Genomic DNA, 7,520 nt, shown 5'->3' with positions numbered 1-7,520 from the left:
CTGGTATCGCGATGAACGCGCACCCGCACCGCCTGTCGGGCCGCCCCGGCCGTCGAACAGCACACGGAGGGGGTCCCGACGACCGGGAAACCGGGCGAAGCGGTCACCAGGCCGGTATCAGCGGACCGGAACCCGCCTTCCGGACCCCGCAAGCACACCGGGAGGCATCCTGCGTCGTGGAATCGCCACTTCGAGGGCGATCAGGCGGCGATTCCACCGCACAGGATCACCACCCCCTCCCCGCGCGCCCTCTATGCCCGGTATGCGCCCCGGAGGGGCGCCCCCGGTGCCTGCCACACCGGCCCGGCGGCCGCCACGAGCGCGGGCGAGCACCGCCCACCCAGCCGCGCCGCCCACCCGGACCACGAGGAACCCGCCGCCCGGCAAGCAGGGCCCGGAAACCGCCCCGCTCACCCCGTCGCCGCCAAGAACAGCGACCATCCGCACGCCCGCCGCCCAGCAGCGCTACCGCAGGGCCCGCCGACCTTCTCCTGGTCGCCGCCCCTCCCTCACATTCCGGCGGCCCGCCGCCCGGCCGGGGCCCACGAGCGGGGTACCTGCCGTTCCGCCCTCCCGGGTCGCGAGGCGCCCCCGGGGCATCCATGGTGGTGAAATCCGCGCGAGACCACTGATCGGGCGGCGGTACCACCGCCCCGGATCACCGAACCCCCGTTGTGTTTCCGTTATGCCGGGAATGCGCGCCGGGAGGGGTGCGCCCCTCCGGACCTGCGCGCTGGGCTCGGAGGAGCCTGCGCGGCACGCGCGCTCGTTCATCGCCTGGTGTGACGGGATCGCGTTCGACTCCCTCGCCGGGTCGGGTGCGGCCTCTCCCCCCGGGTACGACGAGCTCTACAAGGACGCGGAGGAGCTGGTCGGAACCCTCTTCAGGGAGCGGCCCGAAGAAGGCTGAGCCGAGGCCGGGACGCTCAGCGGGCGGCCGTGCGGGGCTCCCCCGGTGGGCGCCAGTCACCCACCGGGCGCGTGTACTTCGCCAGCTGCCAGGGTGCCACCTTGCCCACCAGACCGGCCGCGGTGTCCCGCAGCCCCGTCAGCACCGGCGAATCGTTCTGCACCGCCTCCGCCAACTGGGCCGATCTCTGCACCAGGGCCGCCGTCCGGGGCAGGCGCGAGGCGGTGTAGGACTGCACCGCCGTCGGCACGTAGGCCATCGACCCGCTGGCGTGGTGCGCCAGCACCACCGCGTCCTCGATCGCCTGGCACGCCCCTTGGGCCAGGTTCGGCGTCATCGCGTGCGCGGTGTCGCCCACCAGGGCCACCCGGCCCTTGTGGTAGGCGGGCAGCGGGGTGTCCACGTGCCAGACGTCGCTGCGCACCACCGCCTCGGGCCGGGCCCCGGCGAACAGGTCGGCCAGCGGCTCGTGCCAGTCCTCCAGCCGGGACACCGCCTCGGCGCGCTCGTCGGCCGCCCTCTCCCCCGCGGGCACGTTCCCGGTGACATAGCAGTACACCTCGTCCCCGCTGAGCGGGAGGACCCCGGCGGTGCCGCCCCTGCCCCAGGTCTCCCCGAAGTCCAGCGGGTCCTCCGGGCGCCACGGCACCACCGCGCGCCAGCAGGCGAACCCGGCGTAGACGGCGCCGGGGTGCTCCAGGAACAGCTCGCCGCGCAGCGCCGAGCGCGCCCCGTCGGCCAGCACGACCAGGTCGGCGGCGACGTCCCCGGTCTCGGTGGCGACGCGGGCGGGCTGGCGGGTGGTGCCCGGCTCCACCGCGGTCACGGCCGACCCGGTGCGCAGGGCCCCCGGCGGCAGGCGCTGCAGGAGCACGTCCACCAGGTCGGCGTAGCGCAGCACCGAGACCGCGTCGCCGAAGCGCACCTGCGTCTCATGCGGGCCGGTGCGCAGCAGCCACCGGCCGTCCCGGCGGCGGATGGCGCCGATGCCGTGCGGCGCGGAGCGCTTGCGCACCTCCTCGCCGGCGTCCAGGGCGTCCAGGGCGCGCAGCGCGTTGGGCGCCAGGGCGAGCCCGGCGGCGACCGGGTCCAGCACCGGGGCCTTCTCGAAGACGGTCACCGCGCACCCGGTGCGGGCCAGCGCCGCCGCGGCGGCGAGGCCGCCCACGCCCGCCCCGACCACGACGGCGTGCGGTTGTCCCATGGACTGGTTCCTCCGGACCTGGTCGGGGGCCCACACTCCTTGCGGCGCAGGGGCCCTGCCCCCTCAGGCTATGGTCGGCGGCCCTGGAATGCCACGCGTTCCCGGGGATTCGTGGCCTCTGGCCCAACCTGGACTTCCGGGTCGAAGGATCCGGCGCTCCCGGCGCGCCGCAGGCGCACGGACCCTTCACGTATTCCCAAGCGGGCGCTAGGTTGGAGCGTGCGCACGCCCCCCGCAGAAGGGACCCGCGACCGTGTCCTCTCCGCCGCACCGCACCGTCGGCCCCGTGCGCACGGCCCTGCTGCGCACGGCGCGCCGGGCGGCCGCCTCACCGCTGTTCGCCCGCCTGGCCCCGCCCGTGCTGCCGCGCCTGGACCGCCTGCTCCACCGGCTCACCGGCGGCCGGGCGCAGATCGCGCGCTGGGCCGTGCCCAGCCTGATGCTGACCACCACCGGCCGCCGCAGCGGCGCGCCCCGCAGCGCCCCCGTGGCCTGCCTGCCCGAACGGGAGCGCACCCCGCGCACCTTCCTGGTGGTCGGCAGCAACTTCGGGCGCGAGAAGCACCCCGCCTGGACGGGGAACCTGCTCGCGCACCCGGACGCGGTGGCCAACTACCGGGGCACCGACATCCCGGTCCGGGGCGTGCTGCTGACCGGCGAGGAGCGGGACACGGCCTGGGGCCGCCTCAACGCGATGTGGCCCTACGAGTCCTACGCCGTGCGCTCGGGGCGGGAGCCGCGCGTGTTCCGACTGGTCCCGCGCGACCCCTGACCCGTCGAGCCCTTCCGCCCCTTGCGGAGCGGGGCTAGGGGGTTTGCTCGGATCATGGCCTACTGCGCAGCGCCCAGGCACGCCCCTCGCCGCGCTCTCATCAGTCGACAGCCTGCTGACCGACTCTCCCAGCGGCCTTGCGATGGACATGACACCGCCAGTGCCGTCTACGGCCACGATCCAAGCAACACCCCCTAGCCGCGCTTCTTGTGCGCCGCGATGCGCCCGCGCTCCTTCTGGTCGAGGATGACCTTGCGGATGCGCACCGCCTCGGGCGTGACCTCCACGCACTCGTCCTCGCGGCAGAACTCCAGCGCCTGCTCCAGCGACAGCTTCCGCGGCGGGACCAGGCGCACCAGCTCGTCGCCGGTGGCCGAGCGCATGTTGGTGAGCTTCTTCTCCTTGGTGATGTTGACGTCCATGTCGTCCATGCGCGAGTTCTCGCCGACGATCATGCCCTCGTACACCTCGGTGCCCGGCTCCACGAACAGCACGCCGCGCTCCTGCAGGTTGAACATGGCGAAGGCGACGGCCTGCCCGGTCCGGTCGGCCACCAGCGACCCGTTGGCCCGCGTGCGCAGGTCGCCCGCCCACGGCTCGAAGCCCTCGAAGACGTGGTGCGCGATGCCGGTGCCGCGGGTCTCGGTGAGGAACTCGGTCCGGAACCCGATGAGCCCGCGCGAGGGGACCAGCCAGTCCATCCGGACCCAGCCGGTGCCGTGGTTGGTCATCTGCTCCATGCGGCCCTTGCGCACGTTGAGCAGCTGGGTGATGGCGCCCATGTAGTCCTCGGGCGCGTCGACGGTCAGCCGCTCGACCGGCTCGTGCAGCTTGCCGTCGACCTCGCGGGTGACCACCTGCGGCTTGCCGACGGTCAGCTCGTAGCCCTCCCGGCGCATCTGCTCGACCAGGATGGCCAGCGCCAGCTCGCCGCGGCCCTGCACCTCCCAGGCGTCGGGGCGGTCGGTGGGCAGCACCCGCAGGCTGACGTTGCCGACCAGCTCGCGGTCGAGGCGGTCCTTGACCAGGCGGGCGGTGACCTTGGCGCCCTTGACCTTGCCGACCAGCGGCGAGGTGTTGGTGCCGATGGTCATCGAGATGGCCGGCTCGTCCACGGTGATCAGCGGCAGCGGCCGCGGGTCCTCCGGGTCGGCCAGCGTCTCGCCGATCATGATGTCGGGGATGCCGGCGATGGCGATGATGTCGCCGGGGCCCGCCTGGTCGGCCGGCTTGCGCTCCAGCGCCTCGGTCATCAGCAGCTCGGTGACCTTGACCTGCTGGACCGAGCCGTCGCCGCGGATCCAGGCCACCTGCTGGCCCTTGCGGATCTCGCCCTGGCGGACCCGGCACAGCGCCAGGCGGCCCAGGAACGGCGAGGCGTCCAGGTTGGTCACGTGCGCCTGCAGCGGCGCGCCCGGGGCGTACTCGGGCGCCGGGACGGTGTCCAGCAGGGTGCGGAAGAACGGGGTGAGGTCGTCGTTGTCGGGCACACCGCCGTTCTCGGGGCGTTCGAGCGAGGCCTTGCCGTCGCGCGCACAGGCGTAGACGATCGGGAACTCGATCTGGGACTCGTCGGCGCCCAGGTCGATGAAGAGCTCGTAGACGTCGTCCACGACCTCGGCGATACGGCTGTCGGGCCGGTCCACCTTGTTGATGCACAGGATGACCGGGAGCTTTGCTTCCAGCGCCTTGCGGAGCACGAAGCGGGTCTGGGGCAGAGGGCCCTCGCTGGCGTCGACCAGCAGGACGACCCCGTCGACCATCGACAGCCCCCGCTCGACCTCGCCGCCGAAGTCGGCGTGGCCGGGGGTGTCGATGATGTTGATGACGACGTCGTCGCCTTCGGGCGTGGTGTAGTGCACCGCCGTGTTCTTCGCGAGGATGGTGATGCCCTTCTCGCGCTCCAGGTCGTTGGAGTCCATGACGCGCTCATCGACGTCCTGGTTGGCGCGGAAGGCCCCCGACTGCCACAGCATGGCGTCGACGAGCGTGGTCTTGCCGTGGTCGACGTGGGCGACGATGGCGACGTTGCGGAGGTCGGTGCGGCGTGCGGAGCCCTCAGCGGTAGTAGCGCTGGACATGCGAAAAGTCTCGTTCTCATTCACTGGGTACAACCGCGACACCCGCGGCCGAAGACCAGTTTAGGCGCTTGCGCCGGTTACCACGGGAAACGGGCAGGTCGGCGGGGTGCTGTCGGACACCCCCTCTGGACAACTCCCCATATTCCGGACTTAGGATAGGCGCGCCTAACCACGGCGTGCCGGTCCGGTCGCGCCTCCGCCCGCCGCGGCCGCCCCGCCGAGCCGCCCCCGAACGATCAGGGATCCTCCATGTCCGCCACACCGTCCCGCCGCGCCGGGCTGACCGCCCGCGCCGCCGCCCTCGTCTCGGCCACCGCCCTCGCCGCCACCGCCTGCACTTCCGGCACCGCCGACCCGCAGGCCGAGGGCGGCGGAGACTGGGAGCCGGTCACCATCGACCACGCCTTCGGCTCCACCGAGATCGACGCCGAGCCCGAGCGCATCGTCACCGTCGGCTGGTCCGACGAGGCCGTCCTGCTGGCGATGGGCATCGTCCCGGTCGGCATGGCCGCCTCCACCTACGCCGGCGACGAGGAGGGGTACCTTCCCTGGGACCTGGAGAAGATCGAGGAGCTGGGCGGGGACAAGCCCGAAATGATCAACACCGACGACGGCCTGCCGGTGGAGGACATCGCCGCGCTGGAGCCCGACCTCATCCTGGGCGTGCAGTCCGGAATGGAGGAGGGCGAGTACGAGCAGCTCTCCGGGGTCGCCCCGACCGTCCCCTACCTCGACCAGCCGTGGATGACGCCCTGGCAGGACGAGGTGCGCACCATCGGCGAGGCCGTGGGCAGGCCCGACGAGGCCGACACGGTGGTGGCCGACACCCAGTCCTACCTGGACGGCCTGGTCGAGGAGCACCCTGAGCTCGACGGCGCCACCTTCGCCGCGGGCACCCTGATGCCCGACACCGGCGAGCTCGGCTTCTACATCAACGGCGACCCGCGCAATGCGCTGCTGGAGCAGCTCGGCCTCACCCCGGCCCCGTTCCTTGAGGACATCGACGCCGAGGAGAACGCCTTCTACGGCACCATGAGCCAGGAGAAGGCCGAGGACATCGACGCCGACGTGCTGGTGATGTGGTTCAACAGCCCCGAGGACCGCGAGTCCCTGGAGGGCAGCGGCGTCTTCGGCCGCGTCAGGGCCGTGGAGGACGGCGGGTTCATCGGCTACGACGACCACGTGCAGTCGATGGCGATCTCCTCGCCCAACCCGCTGTCCATCCCGTGGGTCATGGACGACGTCGCCGACGACCTGTCCGAGGCGGCCGAGGGGAAGGCGTAAAAGGCGCGAAGGGTCGGCCTGACGGGACGGCTCGCGGGCCCGGCCCGGTTCGCGGGCCGGGCCCGGGTCAGGCTCGGGTCAGGCCATGGGGGCGGCGCCGTCGCGCTCCAGGAGCGGGCGGATCTCCTCCAGGAAGGGCACGTCGGCGGGGAGCCAGTCCACCTCGGCCAGCTCTTCGGGGGCGAGCCACCGAAGCGCCAGGTGCTCCAGGGCGCGCGGCTCCCCCTCGGCGACCCGGGCCGCCCACACCCGCAGCACGGCCCTGGGCCCGCCCGTACGCACCGGCATCGCGACGTCGCCGCCGAGCCGCTCGCCCAGCGTGATCTCCACGCCCAGCTCTTCACGGCACTCGCGCACCAGGGCGTCGGTCTCGGCCTCGCCCGGGTCGACCTTGCCCCCGGGCAGCTCCCACCGGCCGCGCAGCTGCGGCGGGTCCGCGCGCTGGGCGCCGAGCAGCATGCCGCCGCGGATGATCGCGGCGCCGACGACGATCTGGGTCGCGGCGGGGCCGCCGTCCTGTGTCCGAGTCACGGTCGACAACGCTACTCCAGTGGGGCCGGGGGCGGGGCGCCCGGAACCGGCCGCCGCCGTGTGGGATCACAAGGATCGGGGCACGGCGTAGGGCACGGGCCCCGGTGCGACGGCGACGCGACCGAAGGAGTGCGCATGTCGGCTCTCAACGCTCTCAAGGGCTGCTCGCTCGAAGGGACCTGGGTGGACGTTCCCGGCCACAGCGTGACGCTCTCCCTGCGCTCGCCCGCGGGCGCCGTCCCCTCCCTCACCTACACGCTCGTGCTGGAGGGGGTCACCGACTTCAGCTTCTTCGACGAGGAGTCCGCACCGTGGCCCGGGGCCGAGGTGGCCGACGTGGGCTCCGAGCACGACGAGGACTCCATGCGGCTGGACTTCTCCTTCGGCGGCGAGGCCTCCGGGCTCGCGGTGACCTGCGGGAAGGTGCTGCTGCACCGCACCAGGGACGGCGAGCCCTAGGCTTCCCCGGGGGTACTGCCCCGTGAGGCCGGTGCCGCGGGTGGCGGGAGGGCCGTCGATCGGGATGGGGAGCCGGTAGGGGGCGTCGTGGTGCAGCCATCCGCCGAACGCCCCGCGCCGCTCGGTCTGTGAGGAATGGGCCCGCGCGTGGGCCCATGCGTCGGCCGGGGTGCGGTGGAAGCGCTCTCCCCCCTGCCGTTGGCCCGGGGCCGTCCGGGGGCGGGGCCATCCGACCTCGACGACGCAGCGGGCCGGTCGCATCCGCCCGGCGGAGGCGGT

Annotated in this window: 7 protein-coding genes; 4 read left to right on the top strand and 3 right to left on the bottom strand. The window is 73.4% G+C overall.

Annotated features, from left to right (window positions below):
* The first annotated feature begins 694 nt into the window (after nt 1-694).
* Nucleotides 695-910, top strand: a complete 216-nt coding sequence (locus D476_RS0131280) for an ABC-F family ATP-binding cassette domain-containing protein (RefSeq protein ID WP_017627807.1) — start codon at nt 695-697, stop codon at nt 908-910.
* A gap of 16 nt (nt 911-926) precedes the next feature.
* On the opposite strand, the gene D476_RS0131275 is transcribed toward D476_RS0131280, so the two are convergent.
* Nucleotides 927-2,114: an FAD-dependent monooxygenase gene (locus tag D476_RS0131275; protein WP_017627806.1), complete on the bottom strand. Its 1,188-nt coding sequence runs from the start codon at nt 2,112-2,114 to the stop codon at nt 927-929.
* A 253-nt stretch (nt 2,115-2,367) separates the two neighbouring features.
* On the opposite strand from D476_RS0131275, the gene D476_RS0131270 reads away from it, so the two are divergent.
* Nucleotides 2,368-2,886: a nitroreductase family deazaflavin-dependent oxidoreductase gene (locus D476_RS0131270; RefSeq protein ID WP_017627805.1), complete on the top strand. Its 519-nt coding sequence runs from the start codon at nt 2,368-2,370 to the stop codon at nt 2,884-2,886.
* A 194-nt stretch (nt 2,887-3,080) separates the two neighbouring features.
* Here D476_RS0131270 and typA read toward each other — a convergent pair whose 3' ends face one another.
* Nucleotides 3,081-4,967, bottom strand: a complete 1,887-nt coding sequence (gene typA, locus D476_RS0131265) for a translational GTPase TypA (RefSeq protein ID WP_017627804.1) — start codon at nt 4,965-4,967, stop codon at nt 3,081-3,083.
* A gap of 249 nt (nt 4,968-5,216) precedes the next feature.
* Here typA and D476_RS0131260 point away from each other — a divergent pair, with 249 nt between their 5' ends.
* Nucleotides 5,217-6,251 carry an iron-siderophore ABC transporter substrate-binding protein gene (locus D476_RS0131260; RefSeq protein WP_017627803.1) on the top strand — a complete coding sequence of 345 codons (1,035 nt, stop codon included), beginning with the start codon at nt 5,217-5,219 and terminating at the stop codon, nt 6,249-6,251.
* 78 nt (nt 6,252-6,329) lie between these two features.
* Here the strand turns inward: D476_RS0131260 and D476_RS0131255 are convergent, their stop codons facing one another.
* Nucleotides 6,330-6,791 carry a (deoxy)nucleoside triphosphate pyrophosphohydrolase gene (locus D476_RS0131255; protein ID WP_017627802.1) on the bottom strand — a complete coding sequence of 154 codons (462 nt, stop codon included), beginning with the start codon at nt 6,789-6,791 and terminating at the stop codon, nt 6,330-6,332.
* A 126-nt stretch (nt 6,792-6,917) separates the two neighbouring features.
* Between D476_RS0131255 and D476_RS0131250 the strand changes: the two genes are divergently transcribed.
* Nucleotides 6,918-7,241 carry a hypothetical protein gene (locus D476_RS0131250; RefSeq protein WP_017627801.1) on the top strand — a complete coding sequence of 108 codons (324 nt, stop codon included), beginning with the start codon at nt 6,918-6,920 and terminating at the stop codon, nt 7,239-7,241.
* Nucleotides 7,242-7,520: the final 279 nt, after the last annotated feature.

This window comes from Nocardiopsis chromatogenes YIM 90109, from assembly GCF_000341185.1.
Classification (GTDB): domain Bacteria; phylum Actinomycetota; class Actinomycetes; order Streptosporangiales; family Streptosporangiaceae; genus Nocardiopsis_A; species Nocardiopsis_A chromatogenes.
The sequence above is the reverse complement of the archived record's forward strand: the minus strand, read 5'-3'. Positions and strand labels throughout refer to the sequence as shown.

Coding starts and splice junctions, on each gene's coding strand:
- D476_RS0131260 (WP_017627803.1), top strand. CDS start 5,217: ATGTCCGCCACACCGTCCCGCCGCGCCGGGCTGACCGCCCGCGCCGCC.
- D476_RS0131280 (WP_017627807.1), top strand. CDS start 695: ATGCGCGCCGGGAGGGGTGCGCCCCTCCGGACCTGCGCGCTGGGCTCG.
- typA (WP_017627804.1), bottom strand. CDS start 4,967: ATGTCCAGCGCTACTACCGCTGAGGGCTCCGCACGCCGCACCGACCTC.
- D476_RS0131275 (WP_017627806.1), bottom strand. CDS start 2,114: ATGGGACAACCGCACGCCGTCGTGGTCGGGGCGGGCGTGGGCGGCCTC.
- D476_RS0131250 (WP_017627801.1), top strand. CDS start 6,918: ATGTCGGCTCTCAACGCTCTCAAGGGCTGCTCGCTCGAAGGGACCTGG.